Here is a 24,485-nt window from a genome sequence, read left to right on the forward strand (position 1 = left end):
AAGATTACTTTACAATAGTGTTGCCCAGAAAGCCGCCTAATAGACGTTCGGCTTCTTTTAATTTTTGATATTTAAAAATAAGGACTTCCAGGTTGGCCACATCTTGTTCATGTTTCATTTCTTCGCGAATATGATGCATTTCTGCTTCGATCTTACGTTTCTTGATCCGATAGATCGCTGTAACGACAAGTTGTTTTAGATGTTCGTATTCTTGCGTTACATAAATTTTACGCTTATCGTCATTCCAATTTTCGCTGAGCGAATATTTACTGGCAACGCAATTGATCGCCAAATCTGCTATAGCAGGGTCAGAGTTTGAATAGAATTGTTTCGTATCTGGAATTTCGTATTTTTCCGCAGCTTCTCTATAGACGTTTAAAATATAAGCCGCAGCTTTATCCTTAAATTCAATGTCGCTGATATTTCCCAATAGCAATCCTGCAACTGGAATATCACCGTCACCTTCCCAGGTTGCCAGATAATCACCATAGTTGATTAAAATTCGGACGATCTCACGTTCCTGGAGAATTTCCGAAGTCAGCTGTGCAGGCTGTTCTACAGACTCTATGGGAGGTAATCCCGCCCTTTCATCATCTGTCATAAAGAAATCCGGCGGTGGCCCGTCCATTCCGAAAGGGGGCATCCCTGTATTTGGCGGCGGACTCTGAGTTTTACGAGCAGCATCCTTATCCGCCTTCTTTGCTCTATTGAGCCTAATCTTGTTGAGTTCAGCCAACAAAATACGCTCTTCGATATCCAAAAGGCTGCTACATTCGCGGATAAAAACAGAAACCTTAATTTCATCGGGAATCAATGCAATACTTTCGACCACATCGCGAATAACCTCGGCCCTTTTTATGGGATCGTTATTGGCATCGCGAAGCAGAATATTCGTTTTGTAGAAAATGAAGTCCTGCTGATTGGATTTGACATAATCTTTAAAAGCCGTGGCACCAAACTTTTGCACGTAAGAGTCGGGATCATTACCGTCGGGAAAAAGCAGCACCTTCACGTTTAAGCCTTCTTCGAGCAGCATATCTGTACCTCGTAGGGAGGCTTTGATCCCCGCTTCATCCCCATCATACAGTATGGTCACATTTTTGGTGAATCTGGAAATAAGCTTGATCTGACCTGTTGTCAACGAAGTTCCCGAGGAGGAAACAACATTTTCGACTCCAGCTTGATGTACCGAAAGAACATCTGCATACCCCTCTACCAAGTAGCAATTATCCTCTTCCATAATTGCTTTTTTGGCAAAATTCAATCCATACAGTACATCGGATTTATGGTAGATTTCGCTTTCAGGAGAGTTTACATATTTGGCGACTTTTTTGTCGGTCTTTAGTGTCCGACCACCAAAGCCAATGACACGTCCTGTCAGGTTATGAATCGGAAACATGACCCGGCCACGGAAACGATCATATAAAGATTTATCATCGCGTTCAATAGCCAAACCACTCGCGGCCAAATAATCTGGGTGAAAACCCGCTAACTGTGCTTTATCGACCAATGCCGTCCATTCCTCAGGCGAATAACCCAATTCAAATTTTTTGATGATATCCTCACGGTAGCCGCGCTCCTTGAAATAGTTGAGTCCGATCACCTGCCCCATTTCAGTTTTCCAGAGTTGCTCGGCGAAGAATTTACTGGCCCAAGCGCTTAGCACATATAGACTTTCCCGTTTATCCTGCGCGGCAAGCTGGGCTGGAGAACGCTCAACTTCTTCAATTTGAATGGAATATTTATCGGCTAAATAACGAATGGCTTCGGGGTATGAGAACTTTTCCAGTTCCATGACGAATTTAAGGGAATCCCCACCGACACCACAACCAAAACACTTATAGATGCCCTTCGAAACAGAAACGTGGAAGGAGGGTGTCTTTTCATGGTGAAAAGGACAATTTCCGATCAAAGAAGTTCCCCGTTTCTTTAAATCCACGAAGTCTCCCACCACCTCCTCTATCCGTGCTGTTTCCAGTACCTTATCAATAACTTCCTGCTTTATCAAAACGTTTCTTTTTTAATGTAAAATTAGAATAAATCTTTTGCATCTCCACTACGAAATGGCTTCTTTAATAGCATTGCATAAGGGCAATTATCCAAATAGAAAGCAGAACAAGTGATGAGCCAGCTCCTATAAATAAATTGTTTTGATATGCTGTGCTTTGTATTGCATATCAAAAGCAATTTATCTAAGTTTGTTCTTCAATTTATAGCTGATTAAGATAATCAAAATGAGCAAAACAATCAAGAAAATATGCTGTATCGGTGCTGGTTATGTTGGTGGACCTACCATGTCAGTTGTTGCAAAGCAATGTCCACATATTGAGATTACGATCGTCGACGTCAATGCAGCCCGTATCGCGGCTTGGAATGATGAAAATCTCGACAACCTTCCTGTATACGAACCCGGTTTACAAGAGATTGTTGCGGAAGCGCGTCATCGCAATTTGTTTTTCTCAACCGATATCGAAAAAGCTATCGACGAGGCCGACATGATTTTTATTTCGGTCAATACACCGACTAAGAATTACGGAAAAGGCAAGGGGATGGCTGCGGACTTAAAGTATATTGAACTTTGTGCACGGCAGATCGCAGCGGTTGCCAAAAACGACAAAATTGTCGTTGAAAAATCGACTTTACCCGTTCGCACAGCGGCAGCTTTAAAAAGTATCCTGGATAACACGGGTAATGGTGTTAATTTCCATATTCTTTCCAACCCTGAATTTTTGGCTGAAGGAACAGCGATACAGGATTTAATCAATCCGGACCGCGTGCTTATAGGTGGAGAGAATGATGAAGCTATTGCTGCATTGGTCGATATCTATGCACATTGGGTAAGTCGCGACAAGATTCTCACAACAAACCTTTGGTCGTCTGAACTGTCAAAACTAACCGCAAATGCCTTTTTAGCACAACGCGTCTCCTCCATTAATTCCATCTCGGCACTATGCGAGAAAACAGGCGCGAACGTCGATGAAGTCTCCAAGGCAATCGGTATGGATTCCAGAATTGGATCCAAATTTCTGAAAGCTTCTGTAGGTTTTGGAGGCTCTTGTTTTCAAAAAGATATCCTCAATTTAGTTTATATCGCACGGAGTTACGGTCTCACAGAGGTTGCCGAGTATTGGGATCAGGTGATTTTGATGAATGATTATCAAAAACAGCGATTTGCGGACAACATTATCCAAACATTGTATAATACTGTATCGGGCAAAAAGATTGCTTTCTTAGGCTGGGCATTCAAAAAAGACACGAATGATACCCGTGAATCTGCAGCGATCTATGTGGCTGATTATCTATTGAGTGAACAAGCTGAAATCACGGTCTATGACCCCAAAGTTTCTGCTGAACGCATCTATGCCGACCTCGATTATCTGAATACCCGATCTTCGGAAGAAAACAGGGCCTTGGTAAAGGTGGTCAATACCGCCTATGAGGCTTGCAATGATGCACATGCAATTGCAGTATTGACTGAATGGGATGAATTTAAGAACTATGACTGGGCCAAAATCAAGGAGCACATGAAAAAGCCTGCATTTGTGTTCGATGGCCGTAAACTATTGAACCGTAAGGAACTTGAAGACCTTGATTTTAAATATTACGCGATAGGCGAGTAATCAATATATAGGTAAAAAAGAACCCTCAGGATACAGTTGCGTACACTTATGCAGCTATAACTGAGGGTTTTGTTTGTGCCTGTTGTCAACGCATAAGGAAAGAGAGATGAAACACAAGCGATGCAACAGGACTTTTTATCTTAATTATTCAGCATTCCATAAAACTCATTCATGTAATAAGATTCTTGGAGCGCATCTCTGAAATTCTGCCATTGTTCTTCGTCAAATGAAAATACGATATCTGGATAAGGTGTTTTCATGATCAATCGAAATTCACCATCTGGAAATGTGCTAAAAAAGAGTTCATCACCATTACTTTTCGTAATATTCAAGAAGTCGAAGAATTTTTTCTTCGTAAATGTCAGTACAAAACTTTGTTGCCAGATATAATAGGTCTGACACTTATGGCAAACACTAATATGGGTATCTCCTCTTTGGCTTAGAATTTTTGTGTCACACATAGCATCTTTATTTATTTAGACTCATTATAAATAATATTCAAATGTAAGAATAGTTTTTAGAATAACAAGTACCTGAACAAAAAAAAGGCGATATATTTCTATATCGCCTTTTTTTGATTAGTGAGTATTAGTTCAAACCTCTCTTTTTCAATAGATATTTTGGATCTGGATCCGCACCTCTAAACGTACGGTACATCTTAGCAGGATCATCTGTACCTCCTTTTTCAAGAATATTCTTACGGAAAGAATCTGCTGTCACTTGATCGTACAATGATTTTTCCTTGAAAGCTGCAAAAGCATCCGAATCCAATACTTCAGACCAGATATAAGCATAATAACCTGCAGAATACCCACCTGCGAAAATATGTTGAAAATATGTACTTCTATAGCGCGGAATAATAGCATCAATAATACCTATTTTTTTCATTGCCGTTTTTTCAAAGCCATTAATATCTTTTGAAATTTCTTTTGTGGTAGCATGATAATCCATGTCTAACAACGCAGCAGAAAGGTATTCAACGGTTGCAAATCCTTGATCAAAGGTACCGGCCTTTTCCATTTTCTGAATCAATGAATCTGGCATCGCTTCTTTCGTCTTATAATGCTTAGCATATGTTTTTAATACCTCTGGATCTGCTGCCCAATTTTCCATCACCTGTGAAGGTAACTCAACAAAGTCACGTGGTACAGAAGTTCCGGCCATTGAGCGGTATCTTACATTGGAAAGAAGACCATGCAACGCATGTCCAAACTCATGGAACAAGGTAGTTGCTTCATCAAATGTCAACAAGGCAGGATTTTTTCCCACTGGTTTTGTGAAATTGCATACGATGGAAATTACCGGAGCAACACGTTTTCCATCTTTTGTCGACTGATTACGATAAGAAGTCATCCAGGCACCGCCTCTTTTTGATTCGCGCGGGAAAAAATCAGCGTATAAGAGACCTAAATGTGAACCGTCTTTGTCTTTAACTTCATACACTTCTACGTCTTTATGGTAGGTTGGGACATTGTTTAAGGCTACGAATGTCAAACCATATAATTTATTGGCGACGCCGAATGCTCCTTCACGAACTGCCGGAAGACTCAAATAAGGTTTAATTTCGTCTTCATTCAATGCAAAACGTTTTTTGCGAATAATCTCTGTATAATATCTCCAATCGTAAGGAGCGACAGCAAAATTGCCGCCTTCAGCTTTAATTTCCTGTGCGATATCAGCCTCCTCGCCTTTCGCTTTAGCAAGTGCTGGAGTCCAAAGTTTATTTAACAGTGCATAGACATTGGTCGGATTCTTCGCCATGGATTCCTCGAGTACATAAGCTGCATGTGAAGAATAACCCAATAATTTTGCTTTTTGAAGACGGAGATTAACAATTTTTTGAATAATTGCCTTGTTATCGTTGGTGTTATCTTGATTGCCACGCAACTGATAGGCTTCCCAAAGCTGTTTTCTCAACTCACGATTTTTTGCATACTGAAGAAAGGGCATAATGGACGGATTCTGTAAGGTAAAGACCCATTTGTCTTTCTTTCCTTTTGCTAAGGCTTCTTCAGCTGCTGCCGTTTTCAACGATTCCGGCAAGCCTTCCAATTGGCTCGCGGAATCAACAACCAATGTATAAGCATTGGTTTCAGCAAGCAAATTTTGTCCGAATTGTGTTGTTAATGTTGAAAGTTCAGCATTAATTTTTTTCATTTTTTCTTTATCCGCATCCTTTAGATTTGCGCCAGAACGAACAAAACTCTTATAGGTTTCTTCTAACAGTTTATTATCCTGTTCGTCCAGTCCAAGTGTATTTCGGCTGCTCCAAACTGTTTTGATACGGTCGAATAATTTGGTATTCATCGAGATTTCATCCGAATGACTCGATAAGATGGGGGCCAGATCTTTCGCTATTGCCTGAATACTGTCATTCGTATTGGCACTATTGAGATTATAAAATACAGTTGATACATTATTCAGTAATCCACCCGCATTTTCTAAGGCGACTATCGTATTTTGAAATGTTGCTTTATCCGAATTGTTGACTATTGTGTCAATTTCCAAATTGTGTATTTTTATTGCTTCATCAAACGCTGGCCTAAAATGCTCTGTTTTGATCTTGTCAAAAGGTGGTACATTAAATGGGGTTTCGTAAGCCAATAAAAGAGGATTATCTGTCATCACTTTTTTTTCCTCACAACCAACAAATGCAGTTGCCACTATCGCAAAGAATGGCAAAAGTTGTCTTTTCTTCATATTATCTGATTATTCCTGATTTTTTTCAAAGATAATAAAATTAGGCAAATGCTGTGTCTTCTGGGGGAGGCGTTACAAAGGAGCATGAAAACAGTCATCCTATTGTAAAACAAAAACTTATTCATAAATCTTGTTAAAAATAATCTGTCAATTTGAGTAAAAATATATTAATGAGCGATATTAACCGTTTCTTTTGGAGATGTGCGGGGGTACATCAAGAAACTCTTGAAAAATATCCGGAAGAACATAGTAAGTACACAGCCATAGGTGCTACTATTTTTTTTACGGGATTGTTTGCCAGCCTTTCGGGTGGTTATGCCATGTATTTCGTCTTTAGTGGGGGAACATTTGACTGGCTTTTAGCTATTGTATTTGGTATTATTTGGGGTTTAGCGATATTTAACATGGATCGCTATATTGTGCTCAGTATTAATAAATCCAAAAGTGGCTTTATGCAGCTTCTGCAGGCCCTGCCGCGAATTTTATTGGCTATTTTGATCGGGTTGGTTATCTCTAGGCCATTGGAGTTAAAAATCTTCGATAAAGAGATCCGGGAAAACCTCCGTGTACGGTTTCTTGCCGACCAACGCGCTAAAATTGACACGCTCAACAGTACTTTCAATAAGAAATATGCCAATGAAGTTGCACTTTTGAAAGCAACCACGACAGAACGTGACTCATTGGAATCCAGCATTAAAAATGACCGTACAAAATTGAACTACGAGATATTCGGTAACAAAACAACTGAAACGTCCGGTGTCATGGGGTATGGCCCTTATGCCAAAATGAAAGAAGAAGAGCTGAAGAAAAAAGAGGGCTATTTGGACACTTTACGGAACAAGATAACGACCCAGCAAAACGCTATACGCCAGAAACAGAAATTTGAAGGGATATTGGACCAAAAAGTTTTATCCAACGCTTCTTTGGACAGCGCCGTCAATGTCGCTGGTTTTGCAGACCGCAACTCTGCGCTGGGCAATCTAAGGTACGATGCCGATGGAAAGGTTAACGAGTCCAATGCAAATGCTGTATTTTTTATTGCGTTGCTTTTTGTCTTCCTCGAATGTCTTCCGGTAATCGTCAAACTTTTGGCAGGAAAGGATCCTTATGATAATGAAATCCAAAATCAAAGGACTATTCATGATTATGAATCAGACACCAATGTCACTGTTCAAAAAGAAGCCGTAGACCGTTTAAAGGATACGTATGTTGATGTTTCCATCAATAAGCGCATGAAAGAGCTTTAGTAGAACCGCTAGCAGAAGTTAGCAAAGCAGGTTTTGCATTTCGAAGCTAAAAATTATAGACGGGCTTACCTTTCGGCAAGTCCGTTTTTGTTAATCTTCCTCATCTTTAATCTTCCTCATCTAAAAATTTGGAATCGATCTGTTTATTTGCTTTAGCTCCTAAACGTTTTAATTTCTCTACTTTTCCAATCACATTCCCAGCTCCTGTAGAAAGTTTTTTAGTTGCATCTTCATGGCTTTTTAATGCGCGCTCCAACTGATTCTGCACCTGCTCCATATCGTTCAGAAAGTTCACAAATTTATCGTAAAGGCTCCCCGCTTCCTTTGCTATTTCAATTACATTCCTGGTCTGACGTTCCTGTTTCCAGATACTTGCTATGGTACGCAGGGTTGCCAATAATGTAGAAGGACTTACAATAACGACTTTTCGATCCCAAGCCTCACTAAACAAATCCGGTTTTTGCGCCACAGACATACTCAAAGCCGATTCTATGGGCATAAATAGCAATACAAATTCTGGCGATTCTATACCATACAACTCGTGGTAGTTTTTTGCGGAAAGTTCTTTCACGTGATTTTCCACAGACTGTACGTGTTGTTTTGCGAAAATTGCACGATCCTCATCCGTGTCGGCGTTGACCCAACGTTCGTACGCAATCAGCGAAACTTTTGAATCCACAATCAGGTGTTTATCTTCAGGAAGGTCGATAATCGCGTCGGGCTGCATTCTTCTTCCTTCGGCATCCATAAGAGACACCTGTAATCTAAATTCGCGATCGCGCATCAGTCCAGAACGCTCCAGGACCCGCTCTAAAATTACCTCGCCCCAATTGCCTTGCTTTTTGGTATCCCCTTTTAATGCCTTTGTTAGGCTATTGGCTTCGTCTTTAATTTTAAGACTCTGTTCGACCAGCTGAAGGACAACTCCCTTTAAAGAATTTCTTTCCGCTGCCTCCTGATTGTAATTTTTATCGACTTTCTCTTCAAACAATTTGATTTTTTCCTTCAATGGGTCCAAAATCAACCCCAGGGAACGATGATTGGTCTCTGTAAACTTTTGTGTCTTCTCTTCCAATATTTTATTGGCAATAACCTGAAACTCATTGTTGAACTGCCGTTTAATCTCGGCGATTTCATTCTTCTGTTCCTGAAATTTATCGAGCTGCGCCTCATAAAATGAACGTGTACTTTCTAAAGACCGCTCTGCGACCAGAAGATTCTCCCGTTCCTTATCCAATTCATTTTTTAGCATAAGGCGTTCTTCCAGCAAACTTTGTTCCCGCTGTTGCGATCTGGCAAGCTCAATTTTTAGTGTTTCAACCTCTTTATTGTATGCAGGACCAGCACTGGAATCGGTATTCTTTTTTAATACCAATACGATCAAAATGACCAATAACAATACGATTCCCGCAAAGAAAAATATTTCCATGATTTGTATTTTCTGAAGATGGTGTATGCTTACCTGAGCAGGTCTGTTTAACCATCATTGCATTTAATTAAACCTATAACATCTCAAACTTAATGGATCTGCACGACTAAAAACACTTATAAAAAGTCTGTAGTCAGTTGGCAAGCTGTTGTCAATTTACAAGGTGCATCATCCGCTTCGCCATCGAAGCAGAATCAGAGCAATGTACCGTTCAACGAAGCTTTATTGCAATTTTTGGTGTGTTTTCCACCATAGATCGGGCATTTCACCTGAGACAGCCAATTGATAGTCTTCATAACGGCAAGGCACGAGGTAATAGCGTTCGTTGACTGATTTAGATCCAAAATAAGGCACTTGAATCCACCAGCGGTCTGATTTTTTACTTTTCACAAAGACCAATTCATGCTCCTCGTTTTCCAGTGTGGTGCGATAAATGATATAAGATGATTTGGGATACAACGGCGTATCTTGTTTCCGATTATAATAACCATCAATAAAGCACCAAATCATTTGCGAGACCAACATAGCCGTCTGTTCCATTGGATCAAATGTTGGATTGAATTCATAAAAACCGATGGAAGAACATTTATCCGACATCCCCGCATAACGGGCAAGTTGACAAGCTTCATCGCCAAATAAACCATTGGGCATTGCATTGGCATTTCCAGGCGCCTCAGAGGCCCGAATGGCTCCTATGTCAAAACTAATCAAATCCGCTGCTCGGATCAAAGGCTCTGATTGGTCCATTTTACCCGCAATCATACCGACTCGTGTTGCATTAAAAAATAGTTTATCATACATATGGATAGACTCTTTACTGACGAGGTAAGTTTGATAGGCTATGGCATTTAAATTGAATAAATAGTCAGGCTGATGCAAAATAATATGGTTCACATAAGATCGGGAATTCAGGCTTACATTTTCGGCGTTCTCCTCATCAAGGTCAAACCGAGCATCTATAATCGCTAGCTCGATCTTTCGTTCTAAATTTTGATACCCCAAATATTGTGCATAGGTAAGGTCCTGTCCACCGCCAATGATAATCGGAAGAATATTCTCTTTGACCAGTTCCTCCACGACAGATTTTAAAGCGATATAGGTATCTTGAATCGTATTACCTGCTTTGATATTTCCCAAATCAACTATATTCATCGTATAATCGCCCTGATATAGTGCATAAAGATGTTTTCGAACAGCATCCGGCGCTTTATCCGTTCCATTATTATTGATGGATGCACGATCTTCCTCCACACCGACAATAGCCAACTGAGGCTGTTTATCCGTTTCCCAGCTCGGAAAATCTGTTTCATAGGCTTGAATAACGTTTCCTAGTTGAGAACTCAAGAACCCATGCTCAGGAGCAAAACCTGTAATTGAAATCGGGCTAAAGAATACGGACAGTGATGACATAAGCTATAATTTGTAAAATCTCCTATTTGTTCTGAAAGCGACTGTTTTAATTGGACTGAAAGAATCTACCTTGACTTTCATGGTATTTGATACCCGCGAAAGCATGAAGGTTTTTTCAGGATGCAATTCACACAAATATCCATTTATTAACTAACTTTTGAAAACATTATTTTTAACAGTATCTTTATCAAGTGATATTAATAACTGGAGGAACAGGTTTTTTAGGGTCTACACTAATCAGACAGTTGATAGACCAAGGAATTGACGTCATAGCCATCAAAAGAGCTCAATCGACTATTCCGGCCTCGTTGTTATCTTCTTCGTTGGTGCAATGGATCGACGCTGATATCAACAATTATTTTGAATTAGAAGATGCTCTTGAAGGCGTTACTAAAGTTTTCCATTGTGCAGCATTGGTTTCCTACCAAAAGAAAGATGCTAAAGCGCTTTTTAAAGTGAATGTGGAAGGAACGACAAATGTGGTCAATCTTTGCCTTGAAAAGGGCATTCGCTTACTCCATGTCAGCTCAATCGCAGCTTTAGGGACAAATAGAGACAACCTGCCGGTATCCGAGAAAGACCACTGGGAGCACAATTCACTGACATCCAACTATTCGTTGTCAAAATATCAGGCGGAGATGGAGGTATGGCGTGGCATTACCGAAGGTTTAAGTGCAGTAATTGTCAACCCCGCCGTAATTTTAGGTGCTTCGGCCAACGACAAAGGCTCTGGAGCTATTTTTTCGATGATCAATAAAGGGCTACGATTTTACCCAAAAGGAAGTGTTGGTGTTGTTGATGTAGAAGATGTTGCCGCGATCATGATTCAATTGATGGAGCGAGACGATATTACTGCTGAACGCTATATCATTAATCATCTCAATATAAGCAACAAGGATCTGTTGAGCGTTGCAAGTGTATTAATGAACAAGCCAGAACCGACAATCGAAGTTTCCGAGACCTTACTCCAAATTGCCTCTACTGTTTCCAGCATGCTTTCCGTATTTAAAAAATCGGATTCAACATTGACAAAGGAAACAGCGGCGGCTTCAAGTGCCAAATTGCAGTATTCCAACGCTAAAATCCAGAGGCTCCTAAACCACAGTTATCGGCCTTTGGAACAAACGCTGAAGGAAATTGCAGATTTATATAACAAACAATAAAACGATAACATAACAAACAACCGAACCTTGAAACCATCGGCACCTACCGATATCGGAGATTAGCATTCAGCACTCTCACGATCGTTTCATAAAAAAATAACAAGATGAAAAACTATTACATCATTGATTTTGATAGTACATTTACACAAGTAGAGGCACTTGATGAACTTGCACGAATCTCTCTTGAGAACCATCCGGATCGCGAATCTATCTATCACGAAATTGAGCGGTACACCAATCTTGCCATGGAGGGTAAACTATCTTTCCGTGAGGCTTTGGCTGGTCGCGTAAAACTATTAAATGCCAATAAATCTCATCTAGATAAACTTGTTTCACATCTTAAGAAAAAAGTTTCAACCTCTTTTTCCCGAAATCGTGAATTTTTCAAGAAACACGCCGACACCGCATGGATCGTTTCAGGAGGTTTTAAGGAGTTTATTACACCTGTTGTTACACCGTATCATATCAAGACCGAAAATATCTATGCCAATACATTCAGATTTGATGAAGACGGTAATATTATCGGTTTTGACGAAGAGAATCCATTATCAAATGAAGGTGGAAAAGTGCAATTATTAAAACAATTAAATATTGAAGGAAGACTGTTTGGCATTGGTGACGGTTATTCAGATTTTCAACTGAAGGAATCGGGATTAATTGAAAAATTCTTTGCATTCACAGAGAATATCCAACGTAAAAGTGTCACTGAGAAAGCAGACTTCATCACACCTAGTTTTGATGAGTTCTTATATGTAAATGATCTGCCCCGTGCCATCTCTTATCCTAAAAATCGTATCCTTTGTTTGATCGTGGGAGATGTACCAGAAATAGCGGCTCATATCTTAAAAAGAGACGGTTTTTCTATCCGCACAAAAGATACATTCGAAGAAAAGTATGTAAAGGATGTAGGGATGCTGCTCTTGGGCGACAATATCGACATCAGTGATGAACAGCTTCAACAGGCCGACAAATTAAAAACAATCGGATATTTGGGCGATATCAAAGGGCATATCAATAAGGATATCTGCAATGCAAAAGGTATTGTCGTTTTCGACGACAAGAAAAATAAAAAGAAAAATTCAGAGTTTATTCCGCGTCGAATGGCCGATTTTATCAACAATGGTGATACTTATTTAAGTCGCAACTTCCCAAATCTAATTTTACCAAAAGTAAAACAGGTCACAAGATTGCTGCATATCCACCAAAATGTTCCCGGAATTATGGCTCAGATTAATAAGGTCTATGCCCAAAATAACATCAATATCGTTGCACAATTTCTAATGACCAAAAGTGACATTGGCTATGCGGTAACCGATATACAAGGTGAATATGATAAAGATCTATTGAAACAACTCAAACAGATCGACAATACAATTAAGTTCAGAATATTGTATTAATAGCAAGCGACGGTAAATGTGGGGCAGCTATTGCGTACATAAACTCCGGCTGATGAAACGAGCAATTTATTCGGGCACACTGACAGCGTGCCTGAATTTTCGCTCAATAACTCTCTTTACACTAAAACACACAGATTATGTCCTTACATCAAGATGCCGAACTAAAGAAAGCTGTCCTTGACCTACCCCAAAAGGAAAAAGACAAACTCCTCGTACGCCTGATAAGCAAGGACAAAATGCTGATCAAGCAATTGCATTTCCAATTATTGGAGAATGCGGAGGATTTAGAGGAACGTATTGAAAAACTACGAAAGCAGCTGCAACAATTGTTCGATAGTGGTTTGAGTCAAATTGGTAATACGCCACAACACAGTAATTTTATTGCGCTTAGCAAGCTTATCAAACAAGCAAGCGGTTTAGTGAATGAGCACGAAAAAGTCACGAAGGATAAAATCAGTGAAGTAGAATTCAGATGCTATATCCTAAAGAGAGCCATCGCTGATTACGACAGGCTTTTCGCCTCCTCCTATCAGTCTGCTGCCCATAAATTACATAAATATATAACAGGGCGTATCAAGCATGCGGTGGGCAAATACAGTAAACTTCATGAAGACTTTCAATTTGACTATCGGGAAGATTTTCAAAATACACTGGATGCTTTTGGTAATACAACACTTAAAAGCTATATTAGTGAACAGAAGATTGACCTCGACCTAAATTAGTTATGAGAAATAGCAAAAATCGCGTTAAAATTGGATCCTTTCATGTTACAGCTTATGAGCAATATAAATTAATTTACCTGGCCACCTTATTGGTGTTGCTCGCTTTTGCCTATACTTTTTACCTCGCGAAATAAGCCCCTGCACAGATTCATCTATTATAGCTTTTGAGCTTCACAAAGTCATCTCCTTCTTAACGAGCAAGTCAGCTATTTTTTTACCAAAAAATTTAGTACTTCATACCCGATACTTGATACTATTTCGTTAAATTCGCACTTATTCGAAATTTTTGCTCGTGGGAATTCAAGAAATATTAGAAAAATACAGCCAAAGCGAAACTGTTCAGTCGCTTACCAAGGCTTTACAATCCAAAAACCCCAAGATTCAGTTGAAAGGGCTTATTGGTTCTTCGGATGCATTCATAGCCGTATCTTCTTACAACTTACAGGAACGTCCAATGGTCTTTATCTTACCGACTCATGAAGACGCTTCTTATTTTTTAAGTGACCTGGAAAGCCTGTTGGATAAGCAGGTTCTTTTTTTCCCTTCGTCTTACCGCAAAGCATTTGATTTTACGCAAACGGACTCCGCCAATGTATTGCAACGTGCGGAGACATTAAGTTCGCTCAATCATACGTCGGAATTACCGAAAATGGTTGTTACTTATCCAGAGGCTATCGCGGAGAAAGTGATCAACCGCAACGACCTGGATAAAAACACCTTAGAAATAACAGAAAACACGGCGCTAAGTATTGATTTCATCAACGAATTTTTGATCGAATATGATTTCGAACGTGTCGACTTTGTGTATGAACCAGGACAATTTGCGATACGCGGTGGCATTGTAGATATCTTTTCTTTTTCGAATGACCTCCCATACCGTATTGAATTCTTTGGCGATGACATCGAAAGCATACGTACATTTGACATTGAATCGCAGCTGTCTGTCAAAAAAATCCACAAAGTAACCATTGTCCCAAATGTTCAAGCGAAATTCCTGACATCCCAACACATTTCACTATTGGAATATGTAGATCAGGACGCTACAATCTGGATCAAAGACGCTCAATTTACGTTAGATATTGTGAAAGATGGGTTAAAGAAAGCGGAAAAATTATGGGCGGGATTAACCGATAAGCAGAAAAAGGATAATCCGGAATGGCATAATCCAGCCTATGAATTTACAGACGAGAAAAACCTCAATGCGTTATTTTTTGAGTTTCCCATCATCGAATTCGGCAAACAGTTCTTTTATAAAGCTGAAGCCACGTTCAAGTTCGATATACATCCCCAACCTTCATTCAATAAAGATTTTAATCTCTTAATCCATAATTTCAAAGAGAATGAGAGCCAGCGAATTCAGAATCTGATCTTTTCAGATTCGACCAAACAGGTCGAACGCATCTATACGATTCTGGAAGATCTCGATAAATCAGCCACCTTCATTCCGATTCATAAAGCGTTACGCGAAGGTTTTAGAGACGACAGTTTAAAGTTAGCCTGTTACACGGATCACCAGATATTTGACCGTTATTATAAATATAAACGTAAGAAGGCTTACGAGCGCTCACAGGCAATTACGCTCAAAGATCTACGAGATCTTAAACCTGGCGATTTCATTACACACATTGACCATGGTGTCGGCCGCTACGGAGGTTTGGAGAAAGTAGATGTCAACGGTAAGTCTCAGGAAATGATCCGCTTGATCTATGCGGACAATGATCTTTTGTATGTGAACATCAACTCTTTAAACCGTATTTCCAAATATTCCGGTAAGGAGGGAACTGTTCCCAAAATGAATAAATTGGGTACCGACGCCTGGGACAAACTCAAGAAGACGACCAAGAAAAAAGTCAAGGATATTGCGCGCGACTTGATCATGCTTTATGCCAAACGAAAGGCACAGCATGGAAATGCGTTCTCACCGGATAGCTACCTACAGAATGAGCTGGAGGCCTCCTTTATTTATGAAGATACACCCGATCAGGAAAAGGCTACTGCCGATGTGAAAAAAGATATGGAATCGCCACATCCGATGGACCGATTGATCTGTGGGGATGTAGGCTTCGGAAAAACGGAGGTTGCCATCCGTGCGGCCTTCAAAGCTGTAGCAGACAGTAAACAAGTTGCTGTCCTGGTACCGACGACTATCCTGGCATTACAGCACTACCGGACATTTTCGGAGCGTCTAAAGGGCCTTCCATGCACAATCGACTATATCAACCGTTTCAAGACGAGCAAACAGATCAAAGATACCTTAGCCAGGCTCGCTGAAGGAAAAATAGACATTATCATTGGTACACACCGCCTTGTTAGCAAAGATGTCAAATTCAGAGATCTCGGCCTGATGATTATCGATGAGGAACAAAAGTTTGGGGTGGCAGTAAAGGAAAAATTGAAAGTCATGCGTGCGAATGTAGACTCGCTAACATTGACAGCAACGCCAATTCCAAGAACATTGCACTTTTCATTGATGGGGGCCCGCGATCTAAGTATCATCTCGACTCCACCACCCAACCGGCAGCCCGTACAGACCGAACTGCATGTTTTCAATGAAACATTGATCGGCGAAGCTGTCAGTTACGAACTTGATCGTGGCGGGCAGGTATTTTTTATCCACAATCGTGTTGCAGATCTTCCGCAGCTGGGCAATTTGATTCGCAAGCTGGTTCCCGGAGCACGGGTCGGTGTGGCACATGGCCAACTTGAAGGGGATGAACTTGAGGATGTGATGCTCAAGTTTATCAATCACGATTTTGATGTCTTAATTGCAACAACGATTATTGAAGCGGGTCTTGATATCCCAAATGCGAATACGATCATTATCAATCATGCCCATATGTTTGGCCTGAGCGACCTGCACCAAATGCGGGGTCGGGTGGGCCGCTCCAATAAGAAAGCTTTTTGTTATCTACTGAGTCCGCCATTGTCGACCTTAACACCGGAAGCCTATAAACGACTTTCTGCAATAGAAGAGTTTTCGGAACTGGGCTCTGGATTTAATGTTGCCATGCGCGATTTAGATATACGTGGCTCGGGAAATCTCTTGGGCGGCGAACAATCGGGCTTTATTGCCGAGATCGGTTTCGAAATGTATCATAAAATCTTAGACGAAGCTATTCAGGAGCTAAAAGAGGACGAGTTTTCGGCAGTATTCGCGGATGAGAAAGAACGAAAATATGTGTCCTTTACGCAGATTGACACAGACCTTGAGGTATTGATCCCTGATGAATATGTAACCAATATTACAGAACGGTATAATCTGTATACTGAACTCTCCAAATTGGAAAACGAGCAGCAATTGGCAGCCTTTGAAAAAGAACTTGAAGATCGCTTTGGCCCTATCCCACGCGAAGTCTTTGAATTATTCAATACACTCCGTTTACAGTGGTTTGGGAAGACGATCGGGTTTGAAAAAATAGCGTATAAAAAGCATACATTGAAAGGTTATTTTGTCAATAACCCCAAATCCAGCTACTTTGAATCAGATCAATTCGGCCGTGTGCTGTCCTTTGTACAAAGCCATCCCGAGATCAGCAACCTCAAAGAAGTCAAAGGCCAGCTTCGTTTAGCGTTAAACAATGTGAATACCATTGGGTATGCGTTGAGCCTGCTGAAAGAAATGTTGTAAGACGTATTAATGTTGTAAGCCATATTGATGCACCCGATATAAATAAAATCTACATATTGAGTAGATTTTATTTATATTTGAGATACAAGATAAACCGTCTTCGCGCTATTAGCACCAACAATGCTTTCAAACGAGCGAAGGGTTCCTTACGATCAAAGATTCGACAAGATCGAATTATAGACTCTTAAGGCAATACAAGCATCAATCAACATTATTAGTATGACTACCAATACCGAAACGATACTCGTCCATGAAGGACAGCAATTCAACCAGACATCTGCAGTAACTACGCCAATCTATCAGACATCCACCTACATTGCAGATCCTGATCCAACGGAATACATCAAAGCTGCGACCGAACCGAAACACCCTTATTTTTATCATCGTCATGGCAACCCGACGAATAGCCAAGTAGCCTCCATCCTAGCAAAATTGGAAAAAACGGAGGATGCACTGGTCTTTGCAACAGGTATGGCAGCGATCAGCACGGCCATATTGGCCATCGTTAAATCGGGGGATCACATTGTCGCCCAACATGCACATTATTCCGGAACAGCTATTTTCTTTAAAGAGTTCTTAACAGATTATGGCATCACGGTTACCGCCGTAGACCAGACCGATGTTTCAGCGTTTGGTGAAGCTATTCAGGCAAATACCAAGCTGATTTATATAGAGACTCCATCGAACCCTAATCTCCATATCACAGACCTAAAAGCGATCGGGAAACTCGCCAAACAACATGGGATTCAGAGCATGGTCGATAACACATTTGCCTCCCCTATCAATCAAACACCGACAGATTTTGGAATAGACGTCGTTGTCCACAGTGCCACGAAATACTTAGGTGGACATAGTGACCTCACTGCTGGTATCGTCTGCGGTACGCAGGACTATATCGCCAGCGTATGGAAACGATCCGTCGCTTTGGGCGCATCACTCGCACCGCTTGATTCCTGGTTATTATTACGGGGGTTAAAAACATTAAGTCTACGCGTCAAACAGATCAATACCAATGCGCTGAAGCTGGCGGAGTTTCTGGATCAACATCCAAAAATCAAAAAAGTCAGTTATCCTGGATTACCCAATCATCCACAACATGAGCTCGCAGCCCAACAAATGAGTGGATTTTCGGGTATGATTTGCATCGATATCAATGGTAAAGATGAAGAGGATGCATTTTTAAATGCACAGAAACTCATCAATGGACTGCACATATTTATTAACGCGGCCAGTTTGGGGGGTGTCGAATCGCTTATTGTACACCCTGCGAGTATGTGGGGAGGTCACCATACGAAGGAACAGAAAGAAGCTTCGGGAATCACGCTAGGGATGTTGCGTATCTCTGTTGGCATCGAACATGCCGATGATCTCATCGCCGACTTAAAACAGGCATTGGATCAGCTTGACTAGGACTTATGTGGTAAGTCCTTATCAAAAAAGGCAAAAAAAGAAGGGGAATAACACGTGAATGTTATTCCCCTTACTGCACACCTATTTTTTATTAAAGTACGCGGGTACCATCGGCAATCCTGACCTGAATGGCCGAAAGTTCTTTATCAAATTTCTCTTTGTATTCTTTTTCAAGTGTTGGCAAAATTGAAGGTAGTACGCCTTCTTTTACGATATTGATTGTACATCCACCGAAACCGCCACCCATCATTCGGGCACCGATCACCTCAGGAAACTGCTTGACGTAATCCACTAGATAATCCAGTTCCGGACAACTGACTTCATACACTTTACTTAATCCCTCATGGCTCTGAAAAATATACTGTCCAAGCTGAACAACATCTCCCGAGCGTAGTGCATCACAGGATTTCTCTACGCGTTCATTCTCACGAACCACAAAGCTTGCTTTCGCATAGATATCGGCATCTTTATCTTTCACCAATTCATCAAGCATCGCTATGGTTACATCGCGCAAGTTCTTTACAGCGGGGTACTTCTCCTGCACCCATGCAGAAGCTTGTTCACATTGTTCACGACGTGTATTGTAAGCTGTGGAAGCTAATGAATGCTTTACGTTTGTATTCAATAATACAACTTCATAACCCTTAAGATCAAGTGGAACATACGCGAAACCCAAGGTGCGGCAATCCAGTTTGATGACATTTTTTTCTTTACCAAAGGCTGAAGCAAACTGATCCATGATACCACACATCACACCAGCATACGTATGTTCGGCCTTTTGAGCAATCTGTGGAATATCGAGTCGTTCGACCTGCAAATCGAACAGTTCGCTGAGTGCTAAGGTAACGGCACATTCAACGGCTGCTGAAGACGATAATCCAGCACCCAGTGGCACATCACCATCAATATACAGGTTGAAGCCACCTAGTGTTGCACCACGTTTCAGGTACTGGTCAACAACCCCCAAAATATAGTTTGGCCAATGTTTCTCAGAAATAGCAATAGCCGCTAGCTTGACCTCATGACGTTCCTTGTAGTCTTCCGCGTAAAGCACAATGTTATCATCCGATCGCTTGCTTACAGCAACATATATTGCTTTGTCAATTGCAGCAGGCAATACAAATCCATCGTTATAATCCGTATGTTCTCCAATGATATTAATCCGGCCGGGTGAAGTAACGACAAGAGGTTCTTCTTGATAGAGTTCTTTAAATTTATTTACAATTGTATCTTTTGTTATCATCTTATTTAGCTTTATAATGTACTGTCGAACAATTTCGCAACTGTTCTGCGGCAACCTCCGGTGTGATATCACGTTGTGGATTCGCTAGCATTTCATAACCAACCATAAATTTTTTAACGGTAGCAGAACGTAACAGTGGTGGATAGAAGTGCATATGCCAGTGCCATTCCGGGTGGTCACCGTCATTTACTGGGGACTGATGCATTCCTGCAGAATAGGGGAAGGATGTTTTGAAGAGATTGTCATAACGCGTCGTCAGCAACTTGAGGATAGCGGCAAAATCCGACTTTTCCTTCTCGTCAAAGCCGGCAATGTTTTGGATAGATCGTTTGCTCACAATCATCGTTTCGTAAGGCCAGGCGGCCCAGAAAGGGACTAGCGAAACAAAAGAATCATTTTCGTCAATAATGCGCTCTTCTTTTCTCAACTCCGCTTTAACATAATCTGACAGGATGGTACGTTGATATTTACTGAAATAGTGCAGTTGCTGAACGCATTCTTTCTGGATTTCTACAGGCAAATGATTTTGTGACCAGATCTGCCCGTGGGGATGCGGATTACTACAGCCCATAATCGCACCTTTATTTTCGAAAATCTGAATGTATTTGATCCAGTCAACCTTCGAAAGTTCGACAAACTCTTTTTGCCAAAGATCGACCACCGATTTGATTGCAGCCTGATCCATTTCGGGTAGTGTAAGATCGTGCCGCGGGGTGAATGCAATTACTTTACAGATTCCTTTTTCGGTTTCGGCGATAAATAATTCATCTTCATTAAATTCCTGCTGGCTTGTATCTTTTAATAAAGCTGAGAAATCGTTCACAAAGACAAAACTTTCTTTATAATCTGGATTGATATCACCATCTGCTCGTTTATTTGTCGGACACAAATAGCATTGAGGATCATATTCCGGTCTATTATCCCCGGGAAGATCTTCTACTTGCCCTTGCCATGGTCTTTTACTACGATGCGGAGACACAAGTACTTTTTCCCCGGTAAGAATATTAACACGTGTGTGGGGAGAGTCCCCAAAGTTTAAAGTTGATTGCATGTTATGTATAACTGGTGTACAGAATACACAATTATAGCTATATTAAGTCAAAAGTCAAAGGGGATTTTTTAGGCTTTAAACTTTGGGTCCTGCGCTTTTAGCAATTCGAATATGGTAATTTCAGGCAGAATTCCAACACGTCCTGGATAACCCAAAAAGCCATAGCCGACATTAACATATAATCGTTTGTTCTGTTGCGCACGATAAAGCCCTGCCCATTCCTTATAGATATATTGTACCGGACTCCATTGCAACATCTCGGACCTTACACCAAATTGCATACCATGTGTATGTCCGGCAAACATCACATCCACGTCGGTATCCAATACCTGAGCCCGCCAATGCGACGGATCGTGCGATAACAGCAACTTAACAGGTTGCTCTTCGGTACCCATTAATGCTTTTTTGATATCACCATGTTTCGGAAAACGACCTGTCCCCCAATTCTGGACCCCGACAATACAAAGCTCTTCACCGTCGACCTTAATCTTACGATTTTCATCCATTAAAAGATCCCAGCCCATGATTTTATGCACATCGATAACATCCTGGAGGTTCTTACGCTTTGCAGGAGAATCTTCTTTACCATAATAATAGTCACCATAATCGTGGTTACCTAATGTAGAAAACACACCTAAATCAGATTTCACACGCGCAAAAATATCTTGATAACCACGCATTTCAGAAGCTTGGGCATTCACGATATCACCTGTAAAAAATGTCACATCCGCTTTTTCCTTTAAAAGCATATCAATACCACCGCTGACAGCCTTTTTATTATAGAAAGATCCTGAGTGCACATCTGAAATCTGCGCAATGGTCATTCCATGGAATGCTTTGGGCAAATTTGGCAAATACAACGGGACTCTCCTGACACGATAGTCGTAGGCTCCTGAAATAATTCCCCAGCTCAGGGGTATCAAGGGTGAGGCACCAACTAGAATACCAGCTTTGGTCAAAAATTCGGATCGGCTAATCCCTTTCACTGGATTCTCTGGTAAAGGGTCTCCGGCATCGTCGACCAAATCCTCAACAGATCTCTTTTTTGCGAACAGACGCTTCAACCATACACCCCCACGTCGGATATCATCAATCAACAAAATCAAAAAGAAAAATATCTTTGACGCCGCTGTCAGAAAAAAGGCGACTAAAATAACCGACCGTACGATTAAAGGAATACTATATTGTGCTGAGATAAAAACGCCCAATAGCAGTAAAACAGAATAAGACCACCAGAGAATGGAAAATACCTTTGTTTTGGGAAATTTAATCTTCGTTGCACGGAGCGCAAAGAAAATATAAAAATCCAATATGAGTAATACACACGCGTTTACTAACAACATCTTTTATCGATTTTAGTTTTTGGCATTAAGCGCCAATTGTTTTAAAGATTCGATCCATTTGGGATCATCATTAAGACTCTCTACCAAACACACTTCCTCCCCCCCTAAATGTTTAAATTCATTAGCATATTCCACGCCAATTTCATCAATGGTCTCGATACAATCCGCCACAAAAGCAGGACTAAAAATTAATAACTTCTTATAACCCTTAGCGGCAAGATCATGCAATAAATCGGAGGTATAGGGCTGTATCCAGGGTTCTTTACCTAAACGGGATTGAAAGCAGAGCGAATATTGTTCTTTTTTCAACCCGAGCTTGGCAGCTATCGTCCGTGTTGTCGCATAACATTGCGAAAGATAGCAATATGAATTGACTGTCATTTTACAAGAATCACAGCCTGATTCGGGGCATTTAAGCTGACCTGTCGGATCTACTTTTCCAAGCTGCCGCACAGGAAGGCCGTGATAACTAAAGACAAAATGGTCAAAACTTTCCAAATCGTTCCTGCGGGCATGATCCGCATAAGTTTCTGCCATTAAGTCGTCCGTACAGAAATTGCTTACGAAACTGATTTCTGGCAGATAATTCCATTTGCGAATAAGCTCCATGACACGATCGATGACCGAACCCGATGTTGCTGAAGCGTACTGTGGAAATAAAGGAATGACACGAATGGACTCCAAAAATAGACCCTCCATATTTTTCAATGCAGCCTCAATCGATGGGTTTTGGTAACGCATCGCTAATTCCACATGGTATTCTTCACCCAACGCTTCTTGAAGCAGATTGCGTTGCAAAATACTATAGTGCATCAAAGGTGATCCCGTTTCTTTATCCCAAATCGTTTCGTATACTTTTGCCGATTTGGGCGCACGTGTACGTGCAATGATTCCCTTGACCAATAAGGTGCGTTGAAAATAAGGAATATCAATAACTCGCGGATCCATTAGGAACTCCGTTAAATATCTCTTTACATCTGGAGTAGTGGGACTATCAGGTGTACCCAATTGTACTAAAAGAATACCTTTTTTGCCTTTATTGCTCATAGCTTACAAAGCTACGCAAAAAAGAATGCACTCCGGATCTAAACCGCGGAATTATGAAATATCTGTGACGGGTAATTGTGCTTATAATGCTTCTAAACTTGCTTTTACATCTTTCATCAACCACATTGGCGTTGAAGTGGCACCACAGATACCAATACGATCATTTTCAGCAAAGACTGATGCATCTAATTCAGCAGGATCAGAAATAAAATAACTAGCGGGATTGGCATTCTGACAAACTTCAAACAGCACCTTTCCATTGGAGGATTTCTTACCTGAGACAAAAACGATCTTATCATATTGTCTGGCGAAAGCGCCAAGATCTTCGTATCGATTGGAAACTTGTCGACAAATGGTATCATTAGCTTTCACTTCATACCCTCGCCTGATCAGTTCGTCTTTGATGGCATAAAATTTATCCACGCTTTTTGTTGTCTGGCTGTATAAGGTAAATGAGGCGGGCAATTCGACTTGATCCAATTCGGAAATATCCTGAAAAACTAAGGCTTCATTATTTGTCTGCCCCTGCAAGCCGATCACTTCAGCATGCCCGTGCTTCCCAAAGATTAAAATTTTCTCCTCTTGATCGAACGACGTTTTTATACGGTTCTGTAGTTTGAGCACTACAGGACAAGAGGCATCTATCAAGGTAATGTTATTTTCCAAAGCAACACGATAAGTCTCGGGGGCTTCACCATGAGCACGGATCAATACCTTTTCATTGCTCAAGGTCGGCAGGGCGGCATGATCGATAATGCGTAAGCCTTTTGCTTTCAATCGGGCAACTTCTTCGTCATTATGAACGATATCTCCCAAACAATAAAGATAACCCTCTTCCTCCAAAATTTCCTCTGCCATATCAATAGCGTATACCACTCCAAAGCAAAAGCCTGAATCTTTATCGATGTCTACTGTTAGATTTAATGCCATAATAACACAAAGTTACATATTCGTATTGAACTTAGATCAATTGTTTTTTTACTTTTCTATAAACGGCCAGATACAAAGTTTTGTTACATACAGAGAAAAACATTGGGCTGGGAACAAAAGGAAACATCTATTTAAGTAGAGGCAC

At 40.8% G+C, this 24,485-nt stretch carries 18 protein-coding genes; 8 read left to right on the plus strand and 10 right to left on the minus strand.

Features of this window, described 5'->3' with window-relative positions; genetic code table 11:
- Nucleotides 1-4: 4 nt before the first annotated feature.
- Nucleotides 5-2,008: a DNA primase gene (gene dnaG, locus B3P16_RS13855; protein ID WP_286843311.1), complete on the minus strand. Its 2,004-nt coding sequence runs from the start codon at nt 2,006-2,008 to the stop codon at nt 5-7.
- Nucleotides 2,009-2,234: 226 nt separating this feature from the next.
- Between dnaG and B3P16_RS13860 the strand changes: the two genes are divergently transcribed.
- Nucleotides 2,235-3,620 (plus strand): nucleotide sugar dehydrogenase, encoded by a 1,386-nt coding sequence (locus tag B3P16_RS13860; protein WP_286752773.1) that lies wholly within the window; start codon nt 2,235-2,237, stop codon nt 3,618-3,620.
- 140 nt (nt 3,621-3,760) lie between these two features.
- Here the strand turns inward: B3P16_RS13860 and B3P16_RS13865 are convergent, their stop codons facing one another.
- The gene (locus tag B3P16_RS13865) at nt 3,761-4,081 is read right to left on the minus strand and encodes a hypothetical protein (protein WP_070561379.1); all 321 of its coding nucleotides are present in this window, start codon (nt 4,079-4,081) and stop codon (nt 3,761-3,763) included.
- 127 nt (nt 4,082-4,208) lie between these two features.
- Nucleotides 4,209-6,320: a M3 family metallopeptidase gene (locus tag B3P16_RS13870; protein ID WP_286752774.1), complete on the minus strand. Its 2,112-nt coding sequence runs from the start codon at nt 6,318-6,320 to the stop codon at nt 4,209-4,211.
- Between the two features lie 170 nt (nt 6,321-6,490).
- On the opposite strand from B3P16_RS13870, the gene B3P16_RS13875 reads away from it, so the two are divergent.
- Nucleotides 6,491-7,567 carry a DUF4407 domain-containing protein gene (locus B3P16_RS13875; RefSeq protein ID WP_286843313.1) on the plus strand — a complete coding sequence of 359 codons (1,077 nt, stop codon included), beginning with the start codon at nt 6,491-6,493 and terminating at the stop codon, nt 7,565-7,567.
- 106 nt (nt 7,568-7,673) lie between these two features.
- Here B3P16_RS13875 and rmuC read toward each other — a convergent pair whose 3' ends face one another.
- Nucleotides 7,674-8,996 (minus strand): DNA recombination protein RmuC, encoded by a 1,323-nt coding sequence (gene rmuC, locus B3P16_RS13880; protein WP_286843314.1) that lies wholly within the window; start codon nt 8,994-8,996, stop codon nt 7,674-7,676.
- A 222-nt stretch (nt 8,997-9,218) separates the two neighbouring features.
- Nucleotides 9,219-10,406 carry a formimidoylglutamase gene (locus B3P16_RS13885; protein WP_070561385.1) on the minus strand — a complete coding sequence of 396 codons (1,188 nt, stop codon included), beginning with the start codon at nt 10,404-10,406 and terminating at the stop codon, nt 9,219-9,221.
- Between the two features lie 191 nt (nt 10,407-10,597).
- On the opposite strand from B3P16_RS13885, the gene B3P16_RS13890 reads away from it, so the two are divergent.
- From B3P16_RS13890 to B3P16_RS13915, 6 genes are all read left to right on the plus strand, one after another.
- Nucleotides 10,598-11,569 carry an NAD-dependent epimerase/dehydratase family protein gene (locus tag B3P16_RS13890; RefSeq protein WP_286843316.1) on the plus strand — a complete coding sequence of 324 codons (972 nt, stop codon included), beginning with the start codon at nt 10,598-10,600 and terminating at the stop codon, nt 11,567-11,569.
- A 104-nt stretch (nt 11,570-11,673) separates the two neighbouring features.
- Nucleotides 11,674-12,966, plus strand: a complete 1,293-nt coding sequence (locus B3P16_RS13895; RefSeq protein WP_070561389.1) for an HAD-IB family phosphatase — start codon at nt 11,674-11,676, stop codon at nt 12,964-12,966.
- 137 nt (nt 12,967-13,103) lie between these two features.
- Nucleotides 13,104-13,688, plus strand: coding sequence for a hypothetical protein (locus B3P16_RS13900; RefSeq protein WP_070561391.1), 585 nt, complete (start codon nt 13,104-13,106; stop codon nt 13,686-13,688).
- A gap of 2 nt (nt 13,689-13,690) precedes the next feature.
- A complete protein-coding gene (locus B3P16_RS13905) occupies nt 13,691-13,822 on the plus strand; it encodes a hypothetical protein (RefSeq protein WP_286752778.1) in 132 nt (43 codons plus the stop codon).
- 158 nt (nt 13,823-13,980) lie between these two features.
- On the plus strand, nt 13,981-17,316 hold the full coding sequence (mfd, locus tag B3P16_RS13910; protein WP_286843317.1) for a transcription-repair coupling factor: 3,336 nt from the start codon (nt 13,981-13,983) through the stop codon (nt 17,314-17,316).
- Nucleotides 17,317-17,535: 219 nt separating this feature from the next.
- The gene (locus B3P16_RS13915) at nt 17,536-18,726 is read left to right on the plus strand and encodes a trans-sulfuration enzyme family protein (protein WP_286843319.1); all 1,191 of its coding nucleotides are present in this window, start codon (nt 17,536-17,538) and stop codon (nt 18,724-18,726) included.
- Between the two features lie 91 nt (nt 18,727-18,817).
- Here B3P16_RS13915 and galK read toward each other — a convergent pair whose 3' ends face one another.
- The 5 genes from galK to B3P16_RS13940 form a co-directional block, all read right to left on the minus strand.
- On the minus strand, nt 18,818-19,969 hold the full coding sequence (galK, locus tag B3P16_RS13920; RefSeq protein WP_286843321.1) for a galactokinase: 1,152 nt from the start codon (nt 19,967-19,969) through the stop codon (nt 18,818-18,820).
- A gap of 1 nt (nt 19,970) precedes the next feature.
- Nucleotides 19,971-21,020, minus strand: a complete 1,050-nt coding sequence (locus B3P16_RS13925) for a UDP-glucose--hexose-1-phosphate uridylyltransferase (RefSeq protein WP_201640007.1) — start codon at nt 21,018-21,020, stop codon at nt 19,971-19,973.
- A gap of 68 nt (nt 21,021-21,088) precedes the next feature.
- Complete coding sequence (locus B3P16_RS13930) at nt 21,089-22,363, minus strand: metallophosphoesterase (protein ID WP_070561399.1); 1,275 nt, start codon at nt 22,361-22,363, stop codon at nt 21,089-21,091.
- A 12-nt stretch (nt 22,364-22,375) separates the two neighbouring features.
- Nucleotides 22,376-23,410, minus strand: coding sequence for a ferrochelatase (gene hemH / locus B3P16_RS13935; RefSeq protein WP_286843324.1), 1,035 nt, complete (start codon nt 23,408-23,410; stop codon nt 22,376-22,378).
- Between the two features lie 81 nt (nt 23,411-23,491).
- A complete protein-coding gene (locus tag B3P16_RS13940) occupies nt 23,492-24,340 on the minus strand; it encodes a 4-hydroxy-3-methylbut-2-enyl diphosphate reductase (RefSeq protein ID WP_070561403.1) in 849 nt (282 codons plus the stop codon).
- Nucleotides 24,341-24,485: the final 145 nt, after the last annotated feature.

The sequence above is a fragment of the Sphingobacterium sp. UBA7631 genome (assembly GCF_002483935.1).
In the GTDB taxonomy this organism is placed as follows: Bacteria; Bacteroidota; Bacteroidia; order Sphingobacteriales; family Sphingobacteriaceae; genus Sphingobacterium; species Sphingobacterium multivorum.